Here is a 221-nt window from a genome sequence, read left to right as displayed (position 1 = left end):
AGCGCGGCCACGTCCACCCGGATCGGCACGAGCTGTGGCTGGTCGGTACGCACCGCCGCGTCGAACAATGCCAGGCCCTGCTCAGGGGACATGGCAAGAACACCGCCGCGTCGCATCCGGTCGAGGTCGACCTCGTCGAGATGTCCGGTCATCGCCGACTGCTCGGCCCACAGCCCCCACGCCAGCGACTGCCCGACCAGACCCGCGGCCTGCCGTCGTAG

At 70.6% G+C, this 221-nt stretch carries 1 protein-coding gene; it reads right to left on the bottom strand.

The window, feature by feature from the left end:
* A partial coding sequence (locus ACLQ22_RS32205; RefSeq protein ID WP_425695640.1) for a hypothetical protein occupies positions 1-221 on the bottom strand: 221 nt, incomplete at both ends.

Source organism: Micromonospora sp. DT178 (assembly GCF_049841695.1).
Lineage (GTDB): Bacteria > Actinomycetota > Actinomycetes > Mycobacteriales > Micromonosporaceae > Micromonospora.
Note: the sequence above shows the minus strand (reverse complement) of the source record. Positions and strands in the feature narration are given on the sequence as shown.